This is a genomic window from Salibacterium sp. K-3, assembly GCF_054052005.1.
Window position 1 is genome coordinate 1,779,870 of record NZ_JBSVZE010000001.1, and the last position, 26,070, is coordinate 1,805,939.

At 47.7% G+C, this 26,070-nt stretch carries 23 protein-coding genes and 1 pseudogene; 21 read left to right on the plus strand and 3 right to left on the minus strand.

Annotated features, from left to right (window positions below):
• Positions 1-109 precede the first annotated feature (109 nt).
• A complete protein-coding gene (gene selB, locus ACW9JV_RS08865; protein ID WP_457333389.1) occupies positions 110-2,026 on the plus strand; it encodes a selenocysteine-specific translation elongation factor in 1,917 nt (638 codons plus the stop codon).
• A complete protein-coding gene (locus ACW9JV_RS08870; protein ID WP_457333391.1) occupies positions 2,010-3,038 on the plus strand; it encodes a glycosyltransferase in 1,029 nt (342 codons plus the stop codon). The genes selB and ACW9JV_RS08870 overlap by 17 nt, the downstream gene beginning before the upstream one ends.
• Positions 3,039-3,042: 4 nt before the next feature.
• On the opposite strand, the gene ACW9JV_RS08875 is transcribed toward ACW9JV_RS08870, so the two are convergent.
• Positions 3,043-3,915: a selenium metabolism-associated LysR family transcriptional regulator gene (locus ACW9JV_RS08875; protein WP_457333393.1), complete on the minus strand. Its 873-nt coding sequence runs from the start codon at positions 3,913-3,915 to the stop codon at positions 3,043-3,045.
• Positions 3,916-4,064: 149 nt separating this feature from the next.
• Here ACW9JV_RS08875 and phnD point away from each other — a divergent pair, with 149 nt between their 5' ends.
• From phnD to phnC, 3 genes are read left to right on the plus strand one after another with little or no spacing between them, the layout of a single operon-like run.
• Complete coding sequence (phnD, locus tag ACW9JV_RS08880; protein ID WP_457333395.1) at positions 4,065-5,003, plus strand: phosphate/phosphite/phosphonate ABC transporter substrate-binding protein; 939 nt, start codon at positions 4,065-4,067, stop codon at positions 5,001-5,003.
• 32 nt (positions 5,004-5,035) lie between these two features.
• On the plus strand, positions 5,036-5,797 hold the full coding sequence (phnE, locus tag ACW9JV_RS08885; protein WP_457333397.1) for a phosphonate ABC transporter, permease protein PhnE: 762 nt from the start codon (positions 5,036-5,038) through the stop codon (positions 5,795-5,797).
• A gap of 23 nt (positions 5,798-5,820) precedes the next feature.
• Complete coding sequence (gene phnC, locus ACW9JV_RS08890) at positions 5,821-6,570, plus strand: phosphonate ABC transporter ATP-binding protein (protein WP_457333399.1); 750 nt, start codon at positions 5,821-5,823, stop codon at positions 6,568-6,570.
• 45 nt (positions 6,571-6,615) lie between these two features.
• On the opposite strand, the gene selD is transcribed toward phnC, so the two are convergent.
• Positions 6,616-7,668 carry a selenide, water dikinase SelD gene (gene selD / locus ACW9JV_RS08895; RefSeq protein ID WP_457333401.1) on the minus strand — a complete coding sequence of 351 codons (1,053 nt, stop codon included), beginning with the start codon at positions 7,666-7,668 and terminating at the stop codon, positions 6,616-6,618.
• A 157-nt stretch (positions 7,669-7,825) separates the two neighbouring features.
• On the opposite strand from selD, the pseudogene ACW9JV_RS08900 reads away from it, so the two are divergent.
• From ACW9JV_RS08900 to ACW9JV_RS08965, 14 genes and pseudogenes are all read left to right on the plus strand, one after another.
• Positions 7,826-8,008, plus strand: a pseudogene (locus ACW9JV_RS08900) (Rdx family protein); the annotation flags it as partial.
• 85 nt (positions 8,009-8,093) lie between these two features.
• Positions 8,094-9,506 (plus strand): L-seryl-tRNA(Sec) selenium transferase, encoded by a 1,413-nt coding sequence (gene selA, locus ACW9JV_RS08905; protein WP_457333403.1) that lies wholly within the window; start codon positions 8,094-8,096, stop codon positions 9,504-9,506.
• 170 nt (positions 9,507-9,676) lie between these two features.
• On the plus strand, positions 9,677-12,418 hold the full coding sequence (acnA, locus tag ACW9JV_RS08910) for an aconitate hydratase AcnA (protein ID WP_457333405.1): 2,742 nt from the start codon (positions 9,677-9,679) through the stop codon (positions 12,416-12,418).
• Positions 12,419-12,595: 177 nt separating this feature from the next.
• Positions 12,596-13,117, plus strand: a complete 522-nt coding sequence (locus ACW9JV_RS08915) for a VanZ family protein (protein ID WP_457333407.1) — start codon at positions 12,596-12,598, stop codon at positions 13,115-13,117.
• A 68-nt stretch (positions 13,118-13,185) separates the two neighbouring features.
• Positions 13,186-15,561, plus strand: a complete 2,376-nt coding sequence (locus ACW9JV_RS08920; protein ID WP_457333409.1) for an AAA family ATPase — start codon at positions 13,186-13,188, stop codon at positions 15,559-15,561.
• On the plus strand, positions 15,536-15,952 hold the full coding sequence (locus ACW9JV_RS08925; RefSeq protein ID WP_457333411.1) for an acyl-CoA thioesterase: 417 nt from the start codon (positions 15,536-15,538) through the stop codon (positions 15,950-15,952). Before ACW9JV_RS08920 ends, ACW9JV_RS08925 begins: the two co-directional genes overlap by 26 nt.
• Positions 15,953-16,032: 80 nt before the next feature.
• Entirely contained in the window at positions 16,033-16,350 is a 318-nt protein-coding gene (locus ACW9JV_RS08930; RefSeq protein WP_457333413.1) for a hypothetical protein, read from the plus strand.
• Positions 16,351-16,401: 51 nt separating this feature from the next.
• Complete coding sequence (gene nadE, locus ACW9JV_RS08935; protein WP_457333414.1) at positions 16,402-17,226, plus strand: ammonia-dependent NAD(+) synthetase; 825 nt, start codon at positions 16,402-16,404, stop codon at positions 17,224-17,226.
• Positions 17,227-17,293: 67 nt separating this feature from the next.
• On the plus strand, positions 17,294-17,803 hold the full coding sequence (locus ACW9JV_RS08940; RefSeq protein WP_457333416.1) for a DUF4352 domain-containing protein: 510 nt from the start codon (positions 17,294-17,296) through the stop codon (positions 17,801-17,803).
• Positions 17,804-17,923: 120 nt separating this feature from the next.
• Positions 17,924-18,832 carry a homoserine O-acetyltransferase MetA gene (metA, locus tag ACW9JV_RS08945; RefSeq protein ID WP_457333418.1) on the plus strand — a complete coding sequence of 303 codons (909 nt, stop codon included), beginning with the start codon at positions 17,924-17,926 and terminating at the stop codon, positions 18,830-18,832.
• A gap of 88 nt (positions 18,833-18,920) precedes the next feature.
• Positions 18,921-20,138, plus strand: coding sequence for an EAL-associated domain-containing protein (locus tag ACW9JV_RS08950; RefSeq protein ID WP_457333420.1), 1,218 nt, complete (start codon positions 18,921-18,923; stop codon positions 20,136-20,138).
• A 420-nt stretch (positions 20,139-20,558) separates the two neighbouring features.
• Positions 20,559-20,897 (plus strand): cyclic-phosphate processing receiver domain-containing protein, encoded by a 339-nt coding sequence (locus ACW9JV_RS08955; RefSeq protein ID WP_457333422.1) that lies wholly within the window; start codon positions 20,559-20,561, stop codon positions 20,895-20,897.
• 171 nt (positions 20,898-21,068) lie between these two features.
• Positions 21,069-21,275 carry a hypothetical protein gene (locus ACW9JV_RS08960; RefSeq protein ID WP_457333424.1) on the plus strand — a complete coding sequence of 69 codons (207 nt, stop codon included), beginning with the start codon at positions 21,069-21,071 and terminating at the stop codon, positions 21,273-21,275.
• 29 nt (positions 21,276-21,304) lie between these two features.
• Positions 21,305-22,153, plus strand: coding sequence for a dipeptidase (locus tag ACW9JV_RS08965; RefSeq protein ID WP_457333426.1), 849 nt, complete (start codon positions 21,305-21,307; stop codon positions 22,151-22,153).
• A 709-nt stretch (positions 22,154-22,862) separates the two neighbouring features.
• Here ACW9JV_RS08965 and ACW9JV_RS08970 read toward each other — a convergent pair.
• Positions 22,863-23,828 carry a glycine betaine ABC transporter substrate-binding protein gene (locus ACW9JV_RS08970; RefSeq protein ID WP_457333428.1) on the minus strand — a complete coding sequence of 322 codons (966 nt, stop codon included), beginning with the start codon at positions 23,826-23,828 and terminating at the stop codon, positions 22,863-22,865.
• Positions 23,829-24,172: 344 nt separating this feature from the next.
• Here ACW9JV_RS08970 and ACW9JV_RS08975 point away from each other — a divergent pair, with 344 nt between their 5' ends.
• Both ACW9JV_RS08975 and ACW9JV_RS08980 read left to right on the plus strand, forming a co-directional pair.
• Positions 24,173-24,970, plus strand: a complete 798-nt coding sequence (locus tag ACW9JV_RS08975; RefSeq protein WP_457333430.1) for an ABC transporter ATP-binding protein — start codon at positions 24,173-24,175, stop codon at positions 24,968-24,970.
• A gap of 102 nt (positions 24,971-25,072) precedes the next feature.
• Positions 25,073-25,936, plus strand: a complete 864-nt coding sequence (locus ACW9JV_RS08980; protein ID WP_457333432.1) for a SurA N-terminal domain-containing protein — start codon at positions 25,073-25,075, stop codon at positions 25,934-25,936.
• Positions 25,937-26,070: the final 134 nt, after the last annotated feature.

Here is a 26,070-nt window from a genome sequence, read left to right on the forward strand (position 1 = left end):
ACGCTCTCATCACATACAATGCAACAATTCAGATTTATTTTCAACGCTTTTCGACATGTAGTACGATAAGGGAAAACAGATGCTTGAATGCTAGAAGGCGGGAATAGATATGGCACATCGAATGTATACAATTGGAATGGCCGGCCATATTGATCATGGCAAAACGACTCTGACAAGAGCATTAACGAATTGGGACACCGACCGGTTGAAAGAGGAGAAGGAGCGGAACGTATCGATTGAACCGGGGTTTGCTCCCCTGCATCTGAGGGAGGATATGGACGTATCAGTCATCGATGTACCGGGTCATGAACGATTTATCCGGCAGATGATCGCAGGAGTGGCCGGGATTGATGCTGTCGTATTGACTGTGGCAGCAGATGAAGGAGTGATGCCGCAGACGAAGGAACACCTTGAAATATTGTCCCTTCTTGGTGTGACAGGCGGACTGATTGCGGTGACAAAATCGGATCATGTGGAACAGGATCTTCTGGAACTGGCTGGGGAGGATATCCGTAAAGAAGTGCAGGGGACTCCGTTTGAAAATGCGGACATGGTGTTTGTGGACAGCATATCCGGACGAGGGGTGAAACAGCTCCGTGCTTCATTAGTGGAGGTGCTTGACAGCCTTTCCGCCCGAGATGCCAGAGGGGCCTTCCGCCTGCCTGTTGATCAGGTTTTTTCGGTTCATGGTCAGGGCACCGTAGTGCGTGGCACGGTATATGAAGGACAGATCGCAGAGGGAGATACCGTACAGGTGCTTCCGCTGCGTAAAAAACTGAAAATCAGGCAGCTTCAGCGCCACGGTATGAGAGTCGAGACAGGAAGAGCAGGACAGCGTCTTGCCATGAATGTCAGCGGAGCGGATAAAGAAGAGCTGAAACGGGGCGACGTCGTTGTTTCGGCGGAACATTATGTGACCACCCGGCGGTTGAATATCGTGCTGTACACATCACAGGAAGCGGTGTATGCTCTAAAACAACGTGGCCCAATCAAACTGCACCTCGGTACGGCAGAAGTATATGGCCGTGTCATATTTTTTGATCGGAACGTCCTGGAGCCGGGCAGGAAAGAGGAAATTCTGTGCCAGCTTGTTCTGAACGAACCGGTGGTGACAAAAAGACATGATCGTTTTATTGTGCGCAGACCGTCTCCGGTGGAGACAATCGGAGGGGGATGGGTGCTTAATCCAAATGCTGAAAGACTCCGTTTCGGCACCGAATCGATCCAACAATTGCAGCAGGAAAAACAGGGAACTCCCAAAGAGCATGTCAAGCGCGCGCTGCGTGACGGCAAATGGCTGGATACGGAACAACTGGCCAAAGAAACGGGGCTGCTGCAGGAAGAGGCTGAGGATGTTGTTTCCCAGCTCATTCAGGAAGGAAAGGCCAAGCGGTATGCGAATGGAAAAACGGTCCTTCAGGAACTTTATGAGGAAAAAACCGCTGACATGCTGGCAGAACTGCAGGCATTTCATGAACAGTACCCGCTTCGCACAGGAAAGAATAAACAGGAGCTGGACCTATTTGCTGACGGAGCCATTCCAAAAGAACTTGCCGAGAGATTTTTTGAAGAAGCTGTGGAAAATGAGTTGATCAGTCAGCACAGACAGTATGCTGCAGTGTCCTCTCACACTCCTTCGTATCCAAAAGGATGGGAACGAAAAATGGAGCAGTCCCGAAGACGCTGGCAGCAGGACGGAATAGCTCCCCGGCCCTGGCAGGAATACATGGAAGAAGAGGGAATTCCGGAAGATGTGGGAAAAGAGTTCCGCTACGCGCTGCTTCAGAGCGGACAGGCTGAAGCGCTGGATGACAGACATATCAGAGACGCAGCCGGACTGCATCATGCAGCGGAAAAACTTTACGCTTCCTATCCGGAAACATTCACTCTGCAGCAGGCCAAAGAGGTACTCCCGGTTTCCAGGAAGTTTCTCGTTCCCTTTCTGGAATGGCTCGATGAAGAGAAGTGGACAAAACGGGAAAACGAAGAGAGAGTCTGGAGACAAGCCTATGCCCGGAAGTCCTGATACATTGACTATTCTTTATCTGACCCCTTATTATCATTCAAAACGGGGCAATGCGACGACGGCTAAACGAATGAAAACGTATCTTGAAAAAGCAGGCCACGAGGTGGTTGTATATCCGTTTGAAGAAGAAGAAGGGCGGCTTGAAGAACAGCTTGATCAAACAGATATTGTACATGCCCTTCACGTACGGCGGACGGCTGAATTTCTGGAATCGAACAATCTTTCCATCCATCAGCCCCTCGTTTTAACGAGTGGGGGCACAGATATCAATATTGATTTACAGGATACCGTTAAAAAAAGCTATATGGAGCAGTTTTTAGAAAGAGCCGGGGCCCTTGCTGTGTTCACCGGGGATGCAAAAGAGAAAGTGCTGTGGGATTTTCCGTGGCTGCGGGACCGGGTCACCGTCATACCACAGGGAGCAGCCATCCCGGAAACACCGGCCGAAGTCGATCCCCAGCTCCCTCCTGGATCGCCGAAAATCCTGCTACCGGCGGGAATGCGTCCGGTAAAAGATGTATTATACGTCTGTTCCGCTCTGGAAGAAAACCGTGCATTGTTTCCGGAGCTTCGTTTTCTGCTTGTTGGGGAAGTCCTGGATGAAAACGTGAACAGTCAGGTGAAGAATGCGGAAGCAGCATACTCCTGGTTCAGCTCTCACAGGCCGGTCGAAAATGAGAACATGGCTGCCTTTTATCAATGGGCAGATATCGTGGTCAACACTTCTATTTCAGAAGGGCAGCCGATGAGTCTGCTGGAAGGCATGTTTTACGGTGTTCCCGCTCTTGCCAGAAAGAACCCCGGCAATGAAAGCGTCATTGAGCCCGGAAAAAACGGTTTTTTGTTTTCTTCCCCGGACGAATTCGTACAACAACTGCGAGCCGTAACGGAAGATGTAAGAAGATATCGGCAGATGGCAGAAGAGGCGGCGGAATATGTACAGAAGCGTCACCATCCGGAAGAAGAAGCGACCCGCTATATCGCATTATACCGGACGCTGCTGAACGGCTGAGTGACTAAAACAAGTGATGTTCCGCCACCTCGAGGAAAGCCTGGATGAGGGAATCGTTTTGATGTCTCCTGTCGTAGACGAGGTGGAAATTGCGTTCGTGCGGAAGGTATCCTTTAAATACACATCCTGCAGCCTCGGCTGAAGGAAGAGCGTATTCAGATAAGAACCCGAAACCGACGCCGGCTTCCACTAAGGATACGAGGCTTTCCGTGTTTGGAACGACAGCTGCCGTTTCCAGGGAGGCAAGGGAGCCTCCCCAGTTTTTTAACCCTTCATCCACTGCCTGGTACGTCCCGGAGGCCTGTTTCCGTTTGACAAAGGACCGCGCCTTTAATTCGGAAAAACAGTCAAACGGTTCCGGATCTTCTCCTGGGGGGGCGATGACGGCAAGCCGGTCTTTCCAGAATGCACTGGAAACTAGCCGGGAGGTTCCTGCCTCTCTCCCTGTCACGGCGACATCTATCTGATTGTCTTCGAGCAGCTGAAGTACAGCCTCAGAGTCATCAATATGCAGATGAAGCCGCCAGTGGGGATAGCGGTGATGGCATTCCTTACATAAATCCGGCAGAAAATACGTTCCCGGGGTGGTGCCTGCCCCGATCCGGAGGGTTTGGGTGTAGTTCTCTCCTCTTTGCCTGCAGGTGCGTCGCAGTTCCCCCCATTCGTGAAGAAAATGCTGTGCTTTTTCGTGCACCATCTCTCCTTCCTCGGTCGGAACAACCTGCTGGCGCTGTATCAGAGGAGCGCCGAGTTCATGTTCCAGAGCCTGCAGCTGCTTGGTAACCGTTGACTGGGAAGTGTTTAAGTTTTCTGCGGTACGGGAAAAACTCCGGCATTGAACGAGTTCGACAAACAGTTGCAGTTGTTTTTCGTTCATAGGTTCACCTGCTTTGTGAAAAGTAGTGTGATGCAAGGGGTGCTGCGTTTTTCTTTACATTTATCGTAAACAATGATAGCGTGTGTACGCAATCTTATTCTATTTTTGAATGAGTCTAATGAAGAAATCGAAACAGGGGGTACATAGCAATGAAGAAGTCATTAATCGGCATGGTCGCGTCTGCGGCACTTTTGCTCGGTGCATGCGGCGGGGAAGATGATGCAGAGGAAAACGCAGGACAGGAAGGGGGAAACGGCGGAAGCAGTAACTCCGGGGAAGCACTGGAAGTGGCCGTAATACCGGCTCAGTCGGCCGGTGAAATGCAGGATGGTCTGGATGCTCTGGAAGGTGTATTAAATGACTCGATCGACCAGGAAGTGAAAGTCGAGCATTATCCTAGTTACAATGCGGTCGTGGAAGCTCTCAATTTCGGTCACATCGACCTCGCTTATCTCGGGCCGCTCACGTACGTCATTGCTAACGCTGAAAGCGGTGCAGAAGCGATTCTGACCCAGGAAATCGACGGGAAACCGTATTACTACTCCTATATTATTTCCCATGTTGACCAGCCTTGGGACAGCCTTGACGAAATGCTTGAAGAGCCGGGAGAGGTTGATTTTGCCTTCGGCAGTGTATCTTCCACCTCCGGATCTCTCATGCCGGGACTGGAGTTGAGGGATCGCGGCGTGTTTGAATCGGAAGATGAGAATGATTTTGCCTCTGTCCGTTATACCGGATCCCATGATGTGACAGCCAATGCCGTGCAAAGCCAGGAAGTTGACGCCGGCGCGATCGACAGCGCGATTTACAATGAATTGGTTGATGAGGGTACGATTGATGACAGCAAGATAAAAAAGATCTGGGAATCCGACCAGCTTTATCAGTATCCATGGGCGGCCCGTGAAGGAATGAGCGACGACCTGAAACAGCAGTTCCAGGATGCTTTCACCAGTATTGAAGATGAAGAAATTCTGGACATCTTCGGCGGTGCGTCATCGTTTGTCGAGACGGATCACAGCCACTATGAAGATATCGCCCAGGCGGCGGAAGACTTTGGAATGCTGAATATGGATACGGTGGAAGACTAGGCACAGCGAGCGGAGAGTAAAGGAGCAAAAACATGACCTGGTTTAAAAAAAGAGCGTGGCTGTACGGACTGCTTCTGATACTGTTCACATGGTGGAGCATGGGGAAAACAGAATTTGAGTGGCGGAACTTCCGGGAGTTCAGCAATGCGGTAACCTTCCTCCGTGAACAGTTTTTACCGCCTTCGTGGGATATACTCCCAAGCCTGGTTGATCCTGTTCTCGTAACGCTTGCCATCGCATTTCTCGGTACTTTTTTTGCGCTTTTACTTGCGGTTCCGCTCAGTTTTGCCGCAGCGAAGAATACGGCAGCGAATCCGGTACTGTATTACCTGCTCCGTTTTTTTCTGTCCGTGCTTCGATCCATTCCTGAAATTGTGTTCGGACTCATTTTTGTGGTGGTATTGGGGCTCGGCCCGTTTCCTGCCGTCATTGCGATTCTGCTTCATAACATCGGAGTACTCGGGAAGCTGATTTCGGAGCTCATTGAAGCGGCGGATCCGGGACCTCAGGAAGCGATGAAATCGGTCGGATCGGGCCGGCGGATCGGCAATCTTTTCGCAGTGGTGCCCCAGATCTGGCCGAACGTTTTGTCCCATTACTTTTACCGTTTTGAAGTGGCGATACGGACGTCGCTCATTCTCGGTTTTATCGGCGGCGGCGGCATCGGTCAGAAACTGATCAATGACTTTAACAGCTTCAACTATACCGCTGTCACAGTGGAAGTCCTGTTTATTATGCTTCTTGTTATTGCGGTGGATCTGTTCGGCGCATTCGTCCGCAAACGTGTTATTTAGCCTGATGGAAACGAGGGATGGAAATGATTAAGCTGGACGGAGTAAGCGTTTATTATCCAAAAACTGAAGAACCTGCGGTGCATCAAGTGAATCTTTCGCTGGATCCCGGTGAATTTGTGTGTGTCCTCGGCCCGAGCGGTGCCGGGAAGTCAACATTAATCCGCACCATAAACGCCCTCCAGCCGGTAACCGAAGGCAGCGTTCGGAGTGAGGGAAAGGATCTAAAAAGGATGTCCGAGATGGAAAAACGCAGATGGCGCAGTCGGACAGGCATGATTTTCCAGCATTTTCATCTGATTCCAAGGCTCACGGTGGAGCAGAATGTGTTGACCGGCCTGTTTGGTAAACGACGGGCGCTTGCTAATTTTGCCGGATTTTTTACAAATTCGGAAAAACAGCAGGCGGAAGAAGTTCTCGAAGAAGTCGGACTGGCAGCGATGGCAGATCGAAGGGTGGAAGCTTTAAGCGGCGGCCAGAAACAGCGTGTCGGTATTGCACGGGCGCTGATGCAGGAGCCCGACGTATTTCTCGGTGACGAGCCTGTCGCGAGCCTCGATCCGGGAACAGCGCGATCTGTATTTACGTTATTAAAGGATGTGCATGACAGAAAACAGCTGACGTCTCTTATCAACGTCCATGATGTGGCACTGGCAAGGTCATTTGCCACCCGGGTTATCGGGCTGTCCAATGGAGAAATCATTTATGACGGACCGCCTGAAGAACTGAACAGTGACAATCTTGAAATGCTTTACGGCAAGGCAATCCATGCATAAAAATACCCCTTCCTCCTTTGTTGAGGAAGGGGTATTTTTATACATTTACGTTACATGAATGGCATGGTCCCGGCGTTCTTCAACGAAACCAATAATCGTGGTGTCGGTTTTCCCTTTTTCATGCATGGCCTGCACATAGTTTTCTGCCTCGGCGGGATCCATAGCTGCCAAGAGGCCTCCGGATGTTACCGCATCGCATAACATGTTTCCGGTACGCTCGGTTACACTATCTGCTTTCCATATATGCTCCGCAAGATAGGAGGCGTTGGCTTTGGATCCGCCCGGCATGACACCTTTTTCTGCAAGTTCTGCTGCACCTTCAAGGATGGGGACATCCCCTGAATAAAAAGTGAAGGTGACCCCGGAGGCTTCCGCCATTTCAAATCCGTGTCCGAGCAGTCCGAAACCGGTGACATCGGTAACAGCATGAGGATGGAAGGATTTCAGCGTTTCAGCGGCAGTATGGTTCAGCTCCGCCATGACATTCGTCACTCTCTCCTCCTGCTCCGGACGGATGAGACTCCGTTTAATCGCGGTGGTCATAATGCCGACGCCGATCGGTTTGGTCAGGATGAGAGCGTCTCCAGGGCGTGCCCCCTGATTAGCCCATACGTTATCTGGATGGACGATACCGGTGGCGGCAAGACCGTATTTCGGCTCCTGGTCATCAATCGAATGACCGCCGACAATGGTGGCACCGGACTCATATACTTTGTCGGCAGAGCCCTTCATCATTCCTGCAAGAATGTCGTCGGGAAGCTCCTTAATCGGAAAACCGACGATGTTCAGAACGGTAGCCGGTTTACCGCCCATCGCATATATGTCACTTAATGCGTTGGCTGCAGCGATCTGTCCGAACATGTACGGATCATCGACGATGGGGGTGAAATAATCGACAGACTGCACAAGAGCAATATCATCGGTTACTTTATAGACACCGCCGTCATCGGACGTATCCATGCCTACGATAAGGTTCGGGTCTTTTTCTCTTTCAGGTAAGTGACGCAGCACCTGCGTCAGGTCCTCAGGACCAATTTTGCAGCCTCAACCTGCTTTTGAGGAAAGGCTTGTCAGTTTAATGCGTTCTTCTTCACTCACTACGTCCACCTCCTTGCAATCATCTTGTGTTAAGTATAATCTGTTTGTTTGCATGAACACAAACAATACACTAAAATGAAGGCGTATACCGGATAGAGAAAGGAAGATGGATATGAAGATCAGTATTGAATTCTGCATGCAGTGAAACTATGCGCCAAAAGCCGTGGGTCTCGCGGATAAACTATATGATGTTCACAAATCAGCCATTGATTCGATCCAGCTTATTACCGGTTCCGGCGGAGTGTTTGAAGTGACCGTGGATGGAGAAAAGGTCTATTCCAAAAAAGAAAAGGGAACGTTCCCGGATGAAGATAAGCTGGTTGAAGAAATAGGGAAGTAGAACAGATACTGGCAGACAGCGGCGCGGTTTTCAGACCGGCCGTTTTTTTGCCTTACTATGAAAAGAAAAAGAAGGTGACCGGGTGATGAAAGAAAAGCTGAGATGGATTCCGCCAGTTCATGATGTCCAGAAGAGCAGCAGATTTATTCAGATGCAGAAGGAGATGGGAGGCGCCAGTCTGTTAACGGACTGGCTGCGCGAAGAAATAAATCAGCTGCGGGAAGTATGGCTTCAGGAGACTGGTCCGGATTTTTCCTCCAGAGAGGAAGTAGAGACGTATCTAATCCGGAAGCTCGAGGAGCGCTTTGGCACGTTTTCCGGCAGCCGGTTGAAACGGGTAATTAATGCCACCGGTACGATTCTTCATACCAATCTTGGCCGCGCCAATTTAAGTGAGGCAGCAGTACAAAAAGCAGCGGAAGCAGCATCTTCCTATTCCAATCTGGAATATGATACCGATACCGGGCGCAGAGGTTCACGCCATGACATTCTCGAAGACCTGATTCAGGCGGCAACCGGTGCGGAAGCGGCGATGGTCGTGAACAACAATGCTGCGGCGGTGTTTATGGTATTAAAAGCACTTGCTGAAAAAAAAGAGGTTATCGTTTCGCGCGGGCAGCTCGTTGAAATCGGCGGATCCTTCCGGGTATCTTCCATTATGGAAGAAAGCGGAGCACGTCTGGTGGAAGTGGGAACGACAAATAAAACCCACCGCAGTGATTATGAACAGGCTGTCGGTCCCGAAACGGCAATGCTTATGAAAGTACATACGAGTAATTTTAAGACGATAGGGTTTACCAAAGAAGTGCCGCTTTCTGAATTAACAGAGATTGCTGAAGAAGAACCGGGAGAGATGATCGTTTACGAGGACCTGGGAAGCGGCGCCTTGTATGATTTCAAACAGCACGGAGCCGGAAATGAACCAACAGTAAAGGAAGCACTGGCGACGGGGGCCGACCTTGTTACGTTTTCTGGAGACAAGCTTCTGGGCGGCCCGCAGGCAGGAATTATCGCAGGGAGAAAAAAATGGATCGATGCCCTGAAAAAACACCAGCTCGCACGGGTGCTCCGTGTGGATAAAATGACGCTGGCTGCACTCGAAGAAACATTGAAAGCATATATCACAAACAGGGAGACAGAGATACCGGCCGTACAGATGGTACTGGAGACAAAAGAAGAACTGCAGGCCCGCGCTGAAACCTTTCTACGCCTTTTGAATTTTTCACACTGGAGGGCAGCCATCGAAGACGATCATTCGAAAATCGGCGGAGGAACCATGCCGGAAGTAGAGCTTTCCACAGCTGTTGTTTCCGTGGTACCGGAAATATGGCCCGCCGAAACCGCAGCAGCGTTTCTCCGCACCGAATCCGAACCCCCGGTAGCAGCCAGGGTGAACGATGAAAAAATTGTTCTGGACATGCGCACGATGACGCAGAATGACATGGAAGAAGCTGCTGCGGCACTTTGCGCACTTGAACGAAAAGAACAATCGGAGTGATACCGGGGCCGGGGTTCCGGTTTTTTCGAAAAAAATTATTTATATTTCATTCAAGTTTTGCTATTCTTAGGTAGGGAAAACTTAGCTTTTTGACAAACGGAGAGAGAAATGCATTTTTTTCGACTTTTTCCCGTAGCTGTTATATCATAGTTTAAGAGGAGGGACTACATATGAGTGCTTACCAGGATGTATTCAACGCCCGTAAGTCTTTTACGTCAAACGGCAGTACGTATCACTATTACGACATTAAAGCACTGGAAGAGGCAGGCGTCGCAAATGTATCGAAACTGCCGTATTCCATTAAAGTGCTGCTGGAATCTGTATTAAGACAGCTCGATGGCAAAGTTATTAAAAAAGAACATGTGGAAAGTCTTGCTAAATGGGGAAAGGAAGACGGGGGCTCGGAAGATGTTCCGTTTAAACCTTCGCGCGTTATTCTGCAGGATTTCACCGGTGTTCCGGCAGTAGTGGACCTTGCGTCACTCCGCAAGGCAATGGCAGACATCGGCGGCGACGCTGACAAAATCAACCCGGCCATCCCGGTTGATCTTGTCGTCGACCATTCCGTGCAGGTGGATCGGTTTGGCACCCCGGATTCACTGGAGCGGAACATGAACCTTGAGTTTGAGCGGAATGAAGAACGCTACAAGCTGCTCAGCTGGGCAACCAAAGCCTTTGACAACTACCGTGCTGTTCCGCCCGCTACCGGTATTGTCCATCAGGTCAACCTCGAGTACCTGGCATCCGTTGTTCACACAAAAGAAACAGATAGCGGCGAAACCGACACATTCCCGGACACGCTTGTCGGCACCGATTCACATACGACCATGATTAATGGACTCGGTGTTCTCGGCTGGGGCGTCGGCGGCATCGAAGCTGAAGCTGGAATGCTGCAGCAGCCATCTTACTTCCCGGCTCCGGAAGTCATCGGCGTGCGTCTGAAAGGCTCCCTGCCAAACGGCGCTACTGCTACAGACCTTGCTTTGAAAGCGACACAGCTTCTTCGTGAAACCAATGTGGTTGGCAAATTCGTTGAGTTTTTCGGCCCGGGACTGAAAGAAATGCCGCTGGCCGACCGCGCCACCATTTCCAACATGGCTCCGGAATACGGTGCAACCTGTGGTTTCTTCCCGGTAGACGAGGAATCGTTGAACTATATGCGTCTCACCGGACGGTCCGAAGAACACATTGAAATGGTTGAAGCGTACGCGAAAGCCAACGATATGTTTTATGAGGATGGTGGAGAAGAGCCTGAATTCACGAAAATTGTAGAACTCGATCTTTCCACCATCGAGCCGAGCCTGTCCGGTCCGAAACGCCCGCAGGATCTGATCCCGATGTCCAAAATGAAAAAGACATTCAATGAGGCGCTAACAGCACCGGCTGGAAACCAGGGATTCGGTCTGGCGCCCGAAGATGTGGATAAAAAAGTAAAGGTGACACATCCAAATGGGAAGGAATCAGAGCTTGAAACAGGTGCTGTAACCATTGCGGCCATCACAAGCTGTACGAACACATCCAACCCATATGTCATGATCGGAGCCGGTCTGCTGGCGAAAAAAGCTGTGGAAAAGGGTCTGGACGTTCCGGAGTATGTAAAGACATCTCTGGCTCCGGGTTCCAAGGTCGTCACCCGCTATCTGGAAGATTCCGGGCTGATGCCGTACCTGAATGACCTCGGCTTCAACCTCGTCGGTTACGGCTGCACGACCTGTATCGGGAACAGCGGCCCGCTTCCGGAAGAAATTGAAAAAGCCATTGCTGATAACGACATGCTCGTTTCATCCGTGCTCAGCGGAAACCGCAACTTTGAAGGTCGGATTCATCCGCTGGTTAAAGCGAACTATCTTGCTTCTCCGCCGCTTGTTGTGGCATATGCACTGGCAGGAAATGTAAACTTTGATATGAACCGTGAATCCTTCGGCAAAGATAAAGACGGCCACGATGTGTATTTTGAAGATATCTGGCCTTCCGCTGAAGAAATCAAGAATTTTGTTCATGACAACGTATCTCCGCAGCTCTTTAAAGACGAATATGAGAGCGTATTTGATAACAATGAACGCTGGAATAAACTTCAGTCGGACGACAATCCTCAGCTGTATGATTGGGACGAAGAGTCAACCTATATCCAGAATCCGCCGTTTTTTGAAGAAATGTCGGAGGATCCAGAAGATATCAAGCCGCTTAACAAGCTCCGGGTTATTGGTAAATTCGGCGATTCGGTTACAACCGACCATATTTCACCGGCAGGTGCTATCGCTAAAGACAGTCCCGCCGGCAGGTATCTGACGGAAAAAGGGCTGAAACCGGCACAGTTTAATTCGTACGGCTCCAGACGGGGGAACCACGAAGTAATGATGCGCGGTACCTTTGCGAACATCCGGATCAAAAACCAGCTTGCTCCAGGCACAGAAGGTGGTTATACTACGTACTGGCCGACAGGCGATGTGATGGCTATCTATGACGCTGCCATGAAGTATAAAGAAGACAACACCGGACTTATGGTTATTGCCGGGAAAGACTACGGCATGGGAAGTTCCCGTGACTGGGCAGCCAAAGGAACAAACCTTCTCGGGATTAAAACAGTAATTGCCGAAAGTTTTGAACGGATTCACCGCAGTAACCTTGTACTGATGGGAGTGCTTCCTCTTCAATTTAAAGAAGGCGAAAATGCAGAAACACTCGGACTAACCGGGGAAGAAACATTCAATGTAAAAATTGATAACAACGTCCAGCCTCATGAACTTGTAGAGGTGGAAGCTGTTTCCCAGGACGGAAGCAAATCTACTACATTCGAAGCGGTAGCCCGTTTTGACAGCGATGTGGAGATGGACTATTACCGTCACGGCGGCATTTTACAGCTTGTTCTTCGTGACAAGCTGGCAGAAGCCCAAGGAGAAAAGAAAGTATAAACGCATGCCGGACCTTACAGGGGTCCGGCTGCTTTTTTTGAAAAATAAAATTTCACGTACCGTAATGGTTTATAATTATAGTACCTTCATAATTACAACATCATTTCACTTGTCAAACAGGAAGGCAGAACAGATAATAGAAGAAGGGACAGGCAGTGAACTTTCAGGAGTGGGCGAATGAAACATTTACATATACATCAATTCATTTATGGCATACGGACCTTGGTAAAGGAGAAACCGATTATTATGATCCTGCTTCTCCTTTACCTGTCCGTTTTGTTTTACGTTACACTGCTCGCCTGGGACCACGGTTCGTCTTATGGTCCGACTGGTCCGGGCGGAAGAAACTACAATCTTGATCTTTTTGAAAGCATTTACCGGATCGCTGTTTACAGCACGGATTTTATCGATCCAATCGTAATACTCGGCGGCAACATTATTATGTTTTTTCCTTTTGGATTGCTGGCAGCCTTGTTAATGAATCACAGGAAAAAAGCATGGTGGCTTGTTTTGGTTTTTTCTGTGATACTTTCTGTATTTATTGAAATAAACCAGTTTATTTTTACACATCGTGTTGCGAATGTGGACGATGTATTACTGAACACCGTAGGAGGTATGCTTGGTGTTCAGTTTGTTATGATTGTACGCAGATGGCATCCAAAGTTTTATGTTGCTGAACAGGAAAAAGATAATGTTTGAAGAGACAGTTCTATTTTCGTTGCAGTGCTTTCCCAATATTCAGGCCATAGAAGGGAGCGGGTGGAAAAGTGAATAAAGAAACATATCAAACGGCGCTGACGAAGACTGCGGAATGGGAAACCGGAAAGGATTCTGTATCACTGGAAACCGCCCGGGCCTGGCTGGATGCATTGAGCGTAGAGAATTCGCAGGAACGCAAACTTGCAGCCAAACTTTACGGGTTGATGGCGAGGGAGCGGTTTTCGCAGCATCATCGGTTTGATCCACTGGTAAAAACATGGATGCAGAAAGGAGAAGCACTGTCTTCTGATGAGCCGGTGCTGCTGCAGCTATCAAGAGTACAGTTTCTCTACCATATGAAAGATCAAGCATTTACCAGGAGACTGCCTTCGATACGGGAAACTGATCAGAGCAGTGCCAGGAAGAAAGCAGCCGAACAATTAAGATATACAGCCCGGCAGGAGATAGAGGATCTGAGAGAAATTAAGGGATGGATAGACGAACCAGATGAAAACCTGGAATCTGCAGCAGACGTCTACAACGTTGATCTGCAGGCTGTGCGCAGATTGGTTGACGAGGGATTATCAGCTTATCATGATTTGGCCTATGCGGCAGAGGAATACCTGAATACGGTTTCCGGTACTTTTTATTCACCGGAACAGGTGAAACGGATGAAAACCGTACTGGCTGATCTTTCCGATTGTTTTGAGCAGTGGCAGGAAGTGATGGACAATGCCGGACTTTCTTTTCAAAAAGAGGAGGATCCACTTGCTGCACTCCAGGAGGTCATCGGTATGCAAAGTGTTAAGAAGAGGGTTCACCGTCTGTATCATTACCTTCAATACCAGGAAATCAGAAAACAAAAAGGGTACAGGCTTCATGACGAACGCAGTCTCCACATGATTTTAACCGGAAACCCGGGGACTGGAAAAACCATGCTTGCCCATCTTCTTGCAAAAATCTATCAAAAGCTCGGTCTGCTTCAGCATAGCGAGGTACTCGAAGCAGACCGCTCCCACCTCGTCGGTGCCTATGTCGGGCAGACAGAGGAGAAAACGATGAATCTCGTCAAAGAAGCCGTAGGCGGTATCCTTTTTATTGATGAAGCTTACAGTTTGAAACGGGATGGGATGGGAGCCAATGATTTTGGGCAGACAGCGGTAGACACTTTGATTACTGCCATGACAAGCAGTGAATATGCCGGAACCTTTGCTGTTATTATGGCCGGCTACCCGGACGAAATGAGACAGTTTTTACGGTCCAATCCGGGACTGCGGAGCCGTTTCCCGGAAAGTAATCACATTCATCTGCCTGACTACTCGATGGAAGAATTAGTCCGGATAGCAGAACAGACAGCTCTTGATAATGATTTTGTCATTCAGGAGGACGCCCTGAAAGAATTACGAAAACGAATAGAAAAGATACGGGTGGATGAAAGTTTCGGTAATGCCAGATCTGTTAAAAATATTGTCATGGATGCTGTTTTTCAAAAAGGGGCAGCGGTAGGAAACGAATCGTACGGTGAATTGGAGGACTATGCTTTTCTTACGGAGTCGGATGTCAAAGATCCGGTATTGGAGGAAAGGCAGGACGAAGACCGTTCACCGATGGAACGCCTCGATAACTTAATCGGCCTGGACGAAGTAAAACAGGAAATAAAAAAACTGACCGCATATATATATGTCCAGAAACAACGCAGGCAGAAAGGACTTCCTACTGCGCCGGTGCAGCTTCATACTGTTTTCAGCGGTCCTCCGGGAACGGGAAAAACAACGGTGGCAAGGATTTATGCTGATATTTTACGGGAGCTGGAACTATTGAAACGTGGTCACTTCATTGTTGCCGGAAGAAGTGACCTTGTGGCAGAATATACCGGACAGACGGCTGTGAAAACAAAACAGAAAGTGCGGGAGGCGCTTGGTGGTGTTCTTTTCATCGATGAGGCCTATGCTCTGGGCGGTTATGCTAAAACGGATTTTGGAAGGGAAGCACTGGATACGCTTGTCGAGGAAATGACAAAACAGGAGGAAAATCTCGTTGTCATTTTGTCTGGATACCAGGGACCAATGGAAGAACTATTTCAGATGAATCCCGGTCTCGACTCCCGTTTTAAGAAGATGTTTACTTTTCCTCCCTTTTCACCGGAAGATCTTGTGCGTATTACGGTAGAATACTGCCGCCGGTACGGATATATACTGGACGATGAAGCCGGACAAAAGCTGGGTGCCATGTATGAAGAAATGGATACGTCCGGTAACGCCAGATTCGCAGAAGATGTCAGTGAAGAAATGTTCCAGCAGCAGGCGCTCCGGTTAGCAGAAGAGCCGCCTTCTTCGGAAAAAGAACTTCGTTATCTTACTGTCGGTGACGTTGACGCCGCCTGGCTTTACAAACAATCGGAAAGAAGGAATGAAAGGCATGATAGAAGCGGTTACGGAAATTGAAGTGAGGTATGCAGAGACAGATCAAATGGGTATTGTCCATCATTCCAATTATGTTGTCTGGTGTGAACTGGGACGCACCCACCTGATTCAGAAGCTGGGATTTACGTATAAAGAATTGGAGGAATCAGGTATTGTGTCACCTGTCGTTCACATTGATCTGCATTATAAGACTCCGATTCAGTACGGAGATCAGGTACAATTGCATACCTGGATTGAAAAATACGACGGCCTGCGGGTTATTTACGGGTATCGTGTAATGAATCAGGCTGGAGACCGGTGTGCAGAAGGAACAAGCACGCACGTGTGTGTGGATCAGCAGACATTTCGTCCGCTTTCCATCAAAAAGCACCTGCCTTCCTGGCATGAGGCGTATGAACGTCATAAAACATAATGGTTCTGTGACATTTTCTATCCTGTTTTCTGACGAAATGATTCAGATATGATATAAAATGAAAGGAGCGCAGCACACCTATGGCTTTCGGGATTACAAGGCGGGAACTGGATGAGTGGAAACAGAATGTCTTGAACGGTGACATCGCTTTTATCACCCATTTCTGGTATGACAGGCGTTTCCCTGAGCATCAATCTGTAACAAAAGCAGGATGTGCAAATATCTATAAACTGGAAGAATGGGGAAGAAAGCACGGTCTCAAACCGGAATGGATTCATGACCGCGCGTCCTACCCCCATTTTGATCTGCTCGGCTCTGTACAGATCACCGTTTTGAAAAAAGAGGGGCAGCTTTCGCAACTAAAGCGGTTTACAGAAACATCCTCCGATTACGTTTAACATGCAGGTGGAACAGGTAAATATATAAAAGAAAAACAGGAGGGAAACAGGATGCAGGCAGAACAGAAGTCTATTATAGAAGCACTCGAAGTAAAACCTTCGATTGATCCGGAAATAGAGATTGAAAAGAGAAAAGCCTTTCTTAAAGATTACTTAAAGCATACCGGAGCGGACGGCTATGTTCTCGGCATTTCAGGAGGGCAGGATTCTACCTTGGCAGGCAGGCTTGCCCAGATGGCGGTAACGGAATTGAATAACGAAAAATCAAAATCGTATACTTTTGCAGCTCTGCGCCTGCCGTATGGAAAGCAGTTCGATGAAGAAGATGCTGCTGCAGCCATGACCTACATTGCTCCGGATAAGACGTTTACCGTAAATATAAAAAAAGCGGTGGACGCAGCGGAAGAAGCATTCCAAGAAGCTGTGGGCAGGGAGATGAGCGATTTCAACAAAGGTAATACAAAGGCGCGGGAACGCATGAAAGTTCAGTACGACATTGCGGCGGAATTCAATTGTCTGGTTCTCGGAACGGATCATGCGGCGGAAGCGTTAACCGGATTTTTCACCAAGCATGGGGACGGTGCCTGTGATGTGGCTCCCTTGTTCGGTTTAAACAAACGCCAGGGAAAAGAACTTCTGAGAAAGCTGAACGCTCCTTCCGAGACATTCGAAAAAGTCCCTACAGCCGATCTGGAAAGTGATAAGCCGGGACTTCCGGATGAGGAAGCGCTTGGATTCACCTATAATCAGATTGATAATTTTCTCGAAGGAAGGGACATCGATCCGAAGGTGGAAAAACAAATTATCCAAAGGTATCAGCAGACGGAACATAAAAGGCAGCTGCCGGTTACTGTCCACGATGATTGGTGGAAATGAAACGCGCAGCAAGAACATACATCTGTGACAGCGAAGCTGCCTGCGGAAGAAATGGAGAGGAGAGGGAATGGATAAAAGATATTTGCTGCTGCTCGGGCTTATACTCATTTTAGGAATTTTCAGCGGGATGTTTATTCAGTCCCAGCGTACAGCCGGTGAAAAGGAACCGTTTCAGCAGACGGTATCGGCCAGCGCTGAACATCTTCTTGAAACGGGGGAATCCGCGGAAGTCGGTCATTTTCGAATAACTGTCCATGACTCATATCTTTCAGATGAAAAGGAATCACAGGTTTTGGTTGCAGACATCTCGTTTCTCAATCTAACAGAAAAGCCCCGTGAGATTCCTTTGTTCAATACACTCGTGACAGATGCGGATGGACACACCTATGAATACAGCTCTTCCTATGATGACCAGCGCCTTGTCGGCGGACAAATCCGGGCCGGCGGACTACGTAGAGGGACACTTGCGTTTGCGGTCGATGAATCAAATCATTATGAATTGTCCTATACCAATCACAGTGGAAGCGGAATCGCAGTATGGGATCTTACTCCAGGCGGCAAAAGCGGCTCTTCCTGACTAGAATCGGGGCAGACGCCGTTTGCGTAACATTGATTCTTTTTTTATTCCGTGATATTTTGTAGAATTAAGATACGTGATTCTACGGAATAGAAATAGAATAAGGAGTAAGAGAGACGTATGCCAATAAAAGTACCCGATCATTTACCGGCAAAGGATATATTGACCAAAGAAAATATTTTCGTCATGAATGAGAGCCGTGCCTATACACAGGACATCCGCCCTCTTAAAATTCTTATTTTAAACTTGATGCCGTTAAAGGAAACAACGGAAACGCAGATTTTAAGAATGCTGGGGAACACCCCTCTGCAGCTTGATGTGTCCCTGCTTCATCCTGATACCCACCGCTCCAAGAACACGCCGCAGGAACATCTGGCGGCTTTCTACAAAACGATCGACGAAATCAGTACCCGTACGTTTGACGGGATGATCATCACCGGGGCGCCGGTGGAGAAACTTCCGTTTGAGGAAGTGGACTACTGGGAGGAAATGAAAAAAATTCTGGATTGGAGCAGAACCAATGTAACCTCGACGCTGCACATCTGCTGGGGTGCTCAGGCAGCGCTGTATTATCATTACGGCATTCCCAAGCACCCTCTGGAAGAAAAGCTGTTTGGTGTGTTTCAACATCAGATATACAACCCGAACCACAGCCTGTTACGAGGTTTTGATGATGTGTTCAATGCACCGCATTCCCGTTATACAGAAACAAGAAGAGAAGATATAGACAACGTTCCGGAACTTGAAATTTTGTCTGAATCCACAGAGGCCGGGGTATACCTTGCTGCATCCCGGGACGGCAGGCAGATTTTCATTACCGGGCACAGTGAATATGACGCGGAAACGCTGCGGGACGAGTTTGAGCGGGATGCACGCCGGGGGATTTCGACAAGAATTCCTGAAAATTATTTTCCGGAGGATAATCATCTTCTGCATCCTCCGCTGCGCTGGCGCGCCCATTCCAATTTATTATTTCTAAACTGGCTGAACTATTTTGTATATCAGCAGACACCATATGATTTTGCATAACGTGTATGCACCTGTCCGGCCTGTATAACAGATTGTTTATACAGGCTTTTGTATTTCGCAGATTGTACGAAAAGTAAAGGTGATGAAGATGGATGCACTCGATATCGTGATGAATAAACAGAATGTCCGGCCGTACCTGCAGCCGATCATTAGCGCAGACCGGCAGGACATCATGGGATATGAAGTGCTCGGACGTTACGAGGATGAAGAAAGCATGCTGAGTCTCCGGTCCTTTTTTCAGGATACATCGATTCCGGAAGAATACCGGAGAGACATAGAAGAACATATTCATCATCAGGCACTGACTTATCTGCTGGAGGAAAGCCGCAGCGAACACATTTTTCTGAACATCGATGTTGATCTTATCCTGACTGATGGCGGCGAACATTTTTTTCAGCGGTTGTCTTCGTATAAGGAGCACGGCCTTTTGTTCTCCCGGATCGTGCTCGAATTGAAAGAACATGAATTTGAAGGAGATGCTTCCAGGTTAAAACATTTTATTCAATACGTGCAGAGCATGGGGATCCGCATTGCATTGGATGATGTCGGTAAAAGCAGCACACCTCTGGATGAAATTGCCTATCTAAACCCTGATATCGTGAAGGTGGACCTGGAATTTCTGGAAGACCAATCGTTTCCGGAAATGTACCGCGAAGCGCTGCACTCTTTATCCGTTCTCTCGCGAAAAATCGGGGCGTCTCTGCTTTTTGAAAACATTAATGAATTCAACCAGCTTCACTTTGCCTGGAAGCATGGAGCCCGCTATTTTCAAGGGACCTATCTTGCCAGGCCGGGAAAAGTTTTTCTGGACAAAAAGACATTTACCGAAACATTGCGTAAGGATTTTAATCATTTTCTTTTCTTTGAAAAAAAGAAAATAGAAACACAGATTGAACTGACCGACACCTTATCCAAACGACTGCAGGAGACGCTGAACGAAAGAAAAGATGTGGAAGACATTGACGCACTGACACGGCATATTGCCTTGAATCTGGAAGATATAACGTTTCGTGTGTATATCTGTAACTATGAAGGCTTCCAGCAGTCCGGAAATGCGGTACTGGATGAGGAGGGAACATGGCAGTACTATTTTGAAGAACGAAACCGAAACTGGAGCTGGCGTCCTTATTTTCTGGAGAATATTGTACGGATGAATTTTGAGAAAAAAGGGATATTGTCGGATCTTTATACGGACATTCATAAAGAAGAACGCATACGGACCTATTCGTATCCGATCAATGAAAACCTGTATGTATTTATCGACATACCGTATTCCTATTTGTTTGAAAAAGATTTTCTGCTTTAAGAAACCGGCGTCCTGGAGAGCCGGTTTTTCTAATAGTAATTGGTTGTTACATTGGCAGTACAGAAAAGGGAGCGAGAAAATGACGGAAAAGAACCTTTTTATCGGAAAAGAAGAGCGTCTGCGGTATTTTAAACGTGACGTGTTCTAGAAAAATAAAATGTGGGGCATTCTTCGTGAATTGCAGCATTCAAGGCATACCGGGTATGGAACAAACGCAAGCGTATTTCTCCTATGATAAAATGTTCTTTCTGGTCAATGCTGCCGATCTTGCTGGAAGAGAAAGTGGGAAGAACCATACAGGAGATCGCCCGCTTACTATAACCTTGTTGGGTTATGACTGACATTTTGGTAAAATAAAAAAACAAGGCATCACTATAGATCAGTTCCTGGGTATGTTATGTAAAGTAAAGGATGATTTATATGGAACGACGAAATATTTTCCTTGATGATGTGAGGCCTGGACCTGAAGATCATATTCTTGTTAAGACAGCAGAGGAATGCATTCTGCTGCTGCAGGATGATAAACCTGTTTCTCATTTATCCCTCGATCATGATCTGGGGAGTAATAGAGCCAATGGGTTTGAAGTTGTTTTGTATCTTTTGGAAAGTAATCAGTTTCCGGATCGTATTACAATACATTCAGCAAATGCCGTGGCAGGAAAAAAAATGTACCAGCACTTACTCGAAGGAAAAAGGTCAGGTACGATTCCTGAACGTGTGAAAGTAACGTTACGGCCGCTGCCGTTGACATTTTCATAGAAAAAACTCCCATTCGTCGTGGGAGTTTTTTATTCCCTGTAAGAAGAAAAGGAGGGGAAACTCATGAATACGATTGCCGTAACAGACAGAGGAGTGAATGCTGCAGTCCGGTACAGTACTTATGCCGCGCTGAGAGTGGAAGCGGCGTGGTCCGGAGCGTGAGAAGGGGACGTGGACGTCCATCTGGTTCTGGAAGAACCAGCTCATCATACGAATCCGCCGGTCTATGCCTATGCCGATGAAGCCTCCATGTTTTATTTGAAACCGGATCCGGTGCTGGATCATCATCCGACACTCGGCTGGATGCTGAAAAACAGAAATGAAACGATTGCGGCCGGTGTAAACATGACACGAAACGTTTTTCCGCCCCGTGCATAACATAGTTCAAAAAAAGGATTCGATGCATTATGTTTACTGCAGACGCGCATTGTGATGTGTTATGGAAATCGGCGGAGAACGATAATCCTGTTGTGAACCGGCATACATTGACAAAAGGAGGGGTGAAGCTGCAGAACGCAGCTATCTTTGTACCTCCTTCCCAGCCGCGCCGCCGCCAGGTTGATCTTTTACGGAGGGAACTTCATATTTTTCGGAAAATGATCCATGAAGAACATGATAAGACACGTTTCATGTTGTCTTTGGAAGGGGCTTCGCTTATTGGGGATGATCTGGAGGAATGGAATAAACTCAAAGAAGCAGGCCTGGAAATGGCCGGGTTAACCTGGAACGAAAAAAATGAGCTGGCGGCGGGAAGCGCCCAGTCGAATCAATATGGTCTGACGAAAAAAGGGAAAAAAATCATTGAATGGATGAACGATCACTCCATTGTGCTTGACGGCGCCCACCTGAATGAAAAAAGTTTCTGGGACGCTCTGCCTCATGCCGGCAAGACCGCGGTCAGCCATACAAACGTGCGCGCCCTGCATGACCATCCGCGCAACCTGAACGATGAACAGATCCGTGCCCTCGTCGAACGAAACGGATTTATCGGACTTACATTTTATCCATTTTTTATGAACGGGACGGAACGTGCGGATTTTTCCGATTTCGGCAGGCAGGTGGAACACTTATGCCGTGTAGGTGCAGATACCATCATCGGATTCGGTTCTGATTTTGATGGTATTTCCCAAACGGTGACAGGAATGGATTCCCCGGCATCTTACCCTGCTTTGATTGAATGGCTGCTGAAACGTTTTGATGAAAAAACAGTAAAAGGGATTGCAGGAGCAAATTTTTTATCGTTCCGGGAACGCTAGGAAAGTCAGGCATCGTTCTTTTCAAACCTGTCCGTATCCTCTAGAATGGAAGAGAAGAAAGAGGTGAGACATATGCAGATTTCAGATCAGGCGAAACAGTTTATTCAGGGAATTATGGTGGAACACGAGGCGGATGCCATTCGTGTGGTTTTCTCCGGTATGGGCTGAAGCGGCCCAAACGTTGGGCTGGCTCTGGATGAGCCGGCAGAAGATGATATTAAACAGAATGTTAACGGAATTCCTGTTGCGATTGAACAGCAGATACTTTCGCATGTCGAAGGGGTAACACTCGATGTGGAAACCTCTGAAGACGGAGAACCGGGCCTTGTTATGAATGGCGCACCCGGCAGCGACTGCTGTTAAAGAGTCTGGGACAAAAGTAAAATAGGCAGAAGAAAACACGAATGTCTTGTATCGCTATTTAGAAGCCACATCGTAGCGGAGCCAAAATGCTTCGATTCCTGCTCAGAACAGCACGATTCTCAAGACCCCGCAGGAAGGGCTTTTCTTCCGAGGGCCCGCAGGATGCGGGTCAGGTCGGCGCCCGCCAGGACGTGCCGCTCTTAGCCGATCTTCCTCTATTTGAGCCGTGCCCGCGGAAAGCGAAGGATTTGGGCGAAGTGGTTTCCCTTAGGAACGAAAAATGCCGAACGATTTTAAAAAATCGTTCGGCATTTTTCTATTTTATAAAGGTTTTGTCCCAGCCTCTTTATTCTTCAATCCATTCATTAACAAGGTCCTGGTTTTCTTCAACCCACTTTTCCGCTCCGTCAATCGGTTTTTCTGCTTCATTGACAGCAACCATTAACGTACCGATTTCGTCGTCGCTCATTTTCCAGTTCTTAAACCACTGGTCAAGCTCAGGATATTCGTCGGCAAATCCTTGTCTGGTTGCATGATGGATCTGTTCGGAATCACCGTAAGTGTTTTTTGGATCTTCAAGGTATTTCAGGTCATGTACCGAAAAGACACGGTGCGGACTCCAGAGTGGAGCCACAATCGGTTCTTCATTTGAAATAGCTTGATTGATTTCTTCTAGCATGGCCGGCTCTGAACTTGGCAGCAGTTCATAGTCCAGGTTGTATTCGTTAATCAACTCTTCTGTGACTTCCATGGTACCGGCACCTGGATCAAAACCGGTGATTTCACCTTCAAATTTCTCCACGTTGTCGTTCAGATCTTCAATGCTGTTTACATCTTCCATGTATTCCGGCACAACAAGCCCAACCTTGGCGTTTTCATACCATACTTCATCGGAGAAGTTGACCTCGTCGCCATACTCATCTACATAGTTTTTGTCCTGCACAGGCAGCCATACTTCGAGGTTGATGTCCAGTCCGCCTTCAGACAGGGATTTCATAATCGTTCCCATATCGAGGTTATTTAACTCAACATCATATCCTTTGTCTTCCAGAATAACTTTCCACATATTCGTAACGGCAATATTTTCCGCCCAGTTAATCTGCGCCATCTGCAGCGGTTCCGCGTTTTCGCCGGATTCACTTCCTGAACTTTCATTACCGCTTTCGTCTGATCCGCTGTTTTCTTCGGTGTTCTGCTCCCCGCTGTCTGCTTCTTCTGCGCTGTTTTCGGAATCATCACTGCCGCAGGCGGCAAGGCCTGTTAACATTGCTGCAAATAAAACAGAAGTCATTGTCTTTTTCATCATATTCATTGATACCCCTTACTTTTCGTGATTTGTAGAATGCTCAAAAGATAACGTATGAGTGGCTGTACCGTAAAGATCATGGTTAAACAATGGTCTTAACACACACGTTTCGATCTCGCCCCCTTTTTGTTAACAATATTAGATTAATTAAATATTTTTTTAACAAATTTAACTTAACATTTTTTCATAAAAAGTCAAATGATATAAAAAGAGTAATAGGCATTCAGCTCTGATGTGAAGGAGTTTTAAAAAATTTAAAATTTTTCGCTGCTGTCGGTATTTCTGTAAATTATCTGCTCGATCTGTTATATTTACATATAAAGTGTAACCGATAAAGAGAGGGAAATAACATGGACCTTTCACCACCGCTTATAACGTTTGATCACGTTGATGTCATGTCGGGAGGCACCGCCAGACTGAAAGATATCACATTTGAAATAAAACAGGGAGAACAATGGGGGATGCTGGGTCTGAACGGATCCGGCAAAACAACGCTGCTTCAGGTCATTGCAGGATATGTCTGGCCGACTTCCGGCTCTGTCTACAGCTGGAAAGGGCAGTACGGAAAAATCGACATTCCCGCACTGCGCCGGGATATAGGATGGGTCAGCGATGCTCTGGATGATCGTTACCGCACGCGTTCCAGCGACAGTGCGATAGATGTGGTATTAAGCGGGATCTATGCTTCGGTCGGTTTGTATGAAACACCGTCACATGAAGATGTCGAGAAGGCAGCATCCTGGATGTCCTTTTTCGGTATCCACCATCTCCAAAACAGACCTTATGCCAGCCTTTCCCAAGGGGAAAAAAGACGGACGATGCTGGCAAGAGCGTGGATAGCCGAGCCAAAACTTCTGCTTCTCGATGAACCCTGTACAGGACTTGATGTGAAGGGAAGGGAGGAGTTTCTCGCAGCAGTGGAGGACTTGATGGCGTTGGATGATGCTCCGGCTTTACTGTATGTGACCCACCATATGGAAGAACTGCCGTCTTCTGTTGACCGGGTGTTATTATTAAAAGAGGCAGAGATCATCCATAAAGGCGGCAAAAAAGACGTATTGAACGACAGGAATGTACAGGATACCTTCGAAGTGGACGGCCGTGTTCACTGGGAAAAAGAACGACCGTGGCTGCTCACAGGAAAATAACTTTCAGACTGCGTTCAGGGACGGCAGTTATGAATGGCGTATGAGTTTTTATAAGGAATATGTTACAATACCCAGCAGAACGGATATGAAAGGAGAATACATGTGAGTAAAAAGTGGATAGCAGGTGCTGCACTTGCTGTATCCCTGTCTGTTATTTCAGCATGCGGCGGAGATGGTGAATCAGACAGCGGAGAGGAACAGGCAGGTGACAGTCAACAGGAGGAATCCACCAGCGAAGGCAGTAATGATTCCTCAAATGAAGAAGGGGACAGCGGGGAAAATGGTTCCCAGAAGCAAGAAATGCCGGAGCCCGATCTATCTGATATACCGGATGTTGTAGCGGAAGTGAACGGAGAGGAAATTTCAAAAAGCGAATTCGAAACAAGGTACGTATCCTCATTAAACGCTTATGCGTCCCAGGGAATTAACATTGAAGAACAGGACCAGAGCGGAGAACTGAGAAATCAGCTCCAGCAGATGGCAGTGGATCATCTTATCAGACAGAAACTGTTAATTCAGGAGGCAGATAATCAGGATATTACCGCTTCAGAAGAAGAAGTAAATGAAGAACTGACTTCGCTGAAGGAACAGTTCGGTTCGGATGAAGAATTCCAGAATACGCTCGAATCCCAGGAGGTATCGGAAAAAGAGCTTCAGGAAGATATCCGCAAGCAGGTGAAATTCAAAAAGCTGGTGGAAGCCGAAACCGGCGAAGTTGAAATCACTGATGAAGAAGTAAAAGAAATGTACAATCAGATGGTACAGGCCCAGGGAGGAGGAGAAGACAGCCAGAGTGAAGAAGGCGGCGGAGAAGACGGGGAATCGTCTTCTGACTCCCAGATGCCATCTCTTGAGGATATGAGGCCGCAGATTGAAAAGCAGCTCACGACCCAGAAACAGAATGAACAGGTGCAGTCCCTCGTCGAACAGCTTCGTGAGGAAGGCGACGTCTCTGTTAACCTTTAAAAAAGATGCTTTAAAGAAAAACCGGCAGTCTCAAACTGCCGGTTTTTGTCTCAGGATATTCAGGAGAAAAGTTTGATTTTATTGGAAAATGTATAAATTATTCTTGCAGATCACAATTAATTCGGTAAAATAGA

Coding starts and splice junctions, on each gene's coding strand:
- selB (WP_457333389.1), top strand. CDS start 110: ATGGCACATCGAATGTATACAATTGGAATGGCCGGCCATATTGATCAT.
- ACW9JV_RS08870 (WP_457333391.1), top strand. CDS start 2,010: ATGCCCGGAAGTCCTGATACATTGACTATTCTTTATCTGACCCCTTAT.
- ACW9JV_RS08875 (WP_457333393.1), bottom strand. CDS start 3,915: ATGAACGAAAAACAACTGCAACTGTTTGTCGAACTCGTTCAATGCCGG.
- phnD (WP_457333395.1), top strand. CDS start 4,065: ATGAAGAAGTCATTAATCGGCATGGTCGCGTCTGCGGCACTTTTGCTC.
- phnE (WP_457333397.1), top strand. CDS start 5,036: ATGACCTGGTTTAAAAAAAGAGCGTGGCTGTACGGACTGCTTCTGATA.
- phnC (WP_457333399.1), top strand. CDS start 5,821: ATGATTAAGCTGGACGGAGTAAGCGTTTATTATCCAAAAACTGAAGAA.
- selA (WP_457333403.1), top strand. CDS start 8,094: ATGAAAGAAAAGCTGAGATGGATTCCGCCAGTTCATGATGTCCAGAAG.
- acnA (WP_457333405.1), top strand. CDS start 9,677: ATGAGTGCTTACCAGGATGTATTCAACGCCCGTAAGTCTTTTACGTCA.
- ACW9JV_RS08915 (WP_457333407.1), top strand. CDS start 12,596: ATGAAACATTTACATATACATCAATTCATTTATGGCATACGGACCTTG.
- ACW9JV_RS08925 (WP_457333411.1), top strand. CDS start 15,536: ATGATAGAAGCGGTTACGGAAATTGAAGTGAGGTATGCAGAGACAGAT.
- ACW9JV_RS08930 (WP_457333413.1), top strand. CDS start 16,033: ATGGCTTTCGGGATTACAAGGCGGGAACTGGATGAGTGGAAACAGAAT.
- nadE (WP_457333414.1), top strand. CDS start 16,402: ATGCAGGCAGAACAGAAGTCTATTATAGAAGCACTCGAAGTAAAACCT.
- ACW9JV_RS08940 (WP_457333416.1), top strand. CDS start 17,294: ATGGATAAAAGATATTTGCTGCTGCTCGGGCTTATACTCATTTTAGGA.
- metA (WP_457333418.1), top strand. CDS start 17,924: ATGCCAATAAAAGTACCCGATCATTTACCGGCAAAGGATATATTGACC.
- ACW9JV_RS08950 (WP_457333420.1), top strand. CDS start 18,921: ATGGATGCACTCGATATCGTGATGAATAAACAGAATGTCCGGCCGTAC.
- ACW9JV_RS08955 (WP_457333422.1), top strand. CDS start 20,559: ATGGAACGACGAAATATTTTCCTTGATGATGTGAGGCCTGGACCTGAA.
- ACW9JV_RS08965 (WP_457333426.1), top strand. CDS start 21,305: ATGTTTACTGCAGACGCGCATTGTGATGTGTTATGGAAATCGGCGGAG.
- ACW9JV_RS08970 (WP_457333428.1), bottom strand. CDS start 23,828: ATGAATATGATGAAAAAGACAATGACTTCTGTTTTATTTGCAGCAATG.
- ACW9JV_RS08975 (WP_457333430.1), top strand. CDS start 24,173: ATGGACCTTTCACCACCGCTTATAACGTTTGATCACGTTGATGTCATG.